The organism is Mesorhizobium helmanticense (assembly GCF_003034915.1).
In the GTDB taxonomy this organism is placed as follows: Bacteria; Pseudomonadota; Alphaproteobacteria; order Rhizobiales; family Rhizobiaceae; genus Mesorhizobium; species Mesorhizobium helmanticense.
This window is the reverse complement of sequence record NZ_PZJX01000092.1, coordinates 1-1,652: the sequence shown is the minus strand read 5'-3', so window position 1 is coordinate 1,652 and position 1,652 is coordinate 1. Positions and strand designations below refer to the sequence as shown.

At 58.4% G+C, this 1,652-nt stretch carries 3 protein-coding genes; 2 read left to right on the top strand and 1 reads right to left on the bottom strand.

The window, feature by feature from the left end:
* Together C9427_RS33220 and C9427_RS33215 are read left to right on the top strand one after the other, a co-directional pair.
* On the top strand, positions 1-361 hold a 361-nt coding region (locus C9427_RS33220; RefSeq protein ID WP_208636456.1), incomplete at its 5' end, for a hypothetical protein.
* A 743-nt stretch (positions 362-1,104) separates the two neighbouring features.
* Positions 1,105-1,296, top strand: a complete 192-nt coding sequence (locus tag C9427_RS33215) for a hypothetical protein (protein WP_107653153.1) — start codon at positions 1,105-1,107, stop codon at positions 1,294-1,296.
* A 155-nt stretch (positions 1,297-1,451) separates the two neighbouring features.
* On the opposite strand, the gene C9427_RS34345 is transcribed toward C9427_RS33215, so the two are convergent.
* Complete coding sequence (locus C9427_RS34345; protein ID WP_167434580.1) at positions 1,452-1,595, bottom strand: hypothetical protein; 144 nt, start codon at positions 1,593-1,595, stop codon at positions 1,452-1,454.
* Positions 1,596-1,652 lie beyond the last annotated feature (57 nt).

Here is a 1,652-nt window from a genome sequence, read left to right as displayed (position 1 = left end):
CGATAAGACAGAACGCAGAAAAGCCATAGTGGCGTCCTGCCAAGCAATGGGCATCGAGGATGCCGACGCCTCAGTCATTCATGAGTTCGATTCTTGCAAGCGGGCCGGCTCTTTAACCGGCCTTTCCTGGCGCTTCGCGCGCAGGCACTTCGCCACGATTACCTCCGATGTGGAGAAGTTGTCATGTCGCAATCCGCTGTCGGTCAGGGACTGGTACACAGCCAGCAAGGCGCGTTCGGGGCTGACACCGTCAAGCTCGCAGGGCACCCCTAGTCAAGTCGTTGCAGCTCCCGTCGGCTTTCTGAAGTCGGTGACGGGCTTAAGAAGGTACCTGATCGCCGTGCTGGGACATTATTCCTGACCCACTCAATTGGATCAGGCTGCCCTAACGACAGAAAAAGACTCGGCACAATCTGGGTGCCGGGTCCTTAAGGTCAAAATGTGATTGGGCAGGTGCTGTGATGCTTCTTGGCTACGCCCCCGCATGATTCACGAGCCGCTAGCTGTGGATCATTCCTCAGCCTCTGCTCGGCGACAAGAGCGTCCCGATAGGTCTCTTGGCGCCGAAAATAAACAATATGGCCCGGACAGTGTGCTGGCGTTGTTGCGTTCATGGGTTCAATGGATGATTGATTTCGCTGTTTTCGGTGTCGGTCAAGAGGGCGCCTGCTTTTTTGCTTTCGCAAGCTGGGCGCCCGTCAGCGATGTGATGACGGAATATCCTATGAGGAATCGACGCCCTGTAGCCCTCGGGATCGCACAAACGGGAGTCGGCTTCCGATTGGCTGTCCGCCTTCGCGGCGATCTTCGCCACCCGGCCGATTGCCGCCGAAAGCCTGCGCGTGCGACCGCTCGACTGACCAGAAACTCGGGAGGGCTTATGGATGATGCTGGGGACGCATTGGCAGGGCTCGCTTGGCAACCCTATTGCAGAGTCCACCGGGCCCGCCGGCGACATAATCAAGGAGCTCTCGCATAGAACAAGCCGGTGTTTGGTTTCTCCCGGATCATCTGCGATTTAATTCAAATCCGTCTGTGGATATTGACGATTGCGTGACCCTCACCTCGTAGACGGCTAACGCGGGCGGCAACTGAGAGGGTCATATGACAAGCGATTTTCCCGCCGCGCGAGTGCATCTAGATCGAGCATATCATTACCTGCGAGGCGACGATCCGATGAGCCAGAAGGGGCGCGAAGCCTTGGATCTGCTAATTGAGGCAGTTGCCGTCGAGGAGTTCAAGCAGCCGAGCCAAAACGCGCAGGTGCTAATGTTTCCGATTGGGCGCCGCTTCTGAGGCGATCTCCATGGTGGCAACCATGAACGTGAGGTGCAAACATCCTCAGAATATTGCCCGTCAAGGCATGAGCCGAGTCGGCAATCGAATGGGAGTCCGAAGCCTGTCGCCCACAACCTTCTGAATTTCGCTGCGCCTATTGTCATCGGCGGCAGCTATTCCGGAATGGCCGCCGCCCGGCAGTTCCGCCGCGCCCGCGCCAGGTTCTGGTGATCGACGCCGGGTTGTGGCGGAACGCTTTTTGCCAGCCATTCGCCTGCCTTCCTGTCCCAGGACGGCGTCGATCCGGCCGAGATCACGGAACGGTCGCCTGATTAGCTTTCGCGCTACGCGACGCCCTGGTACGACGGAACGGG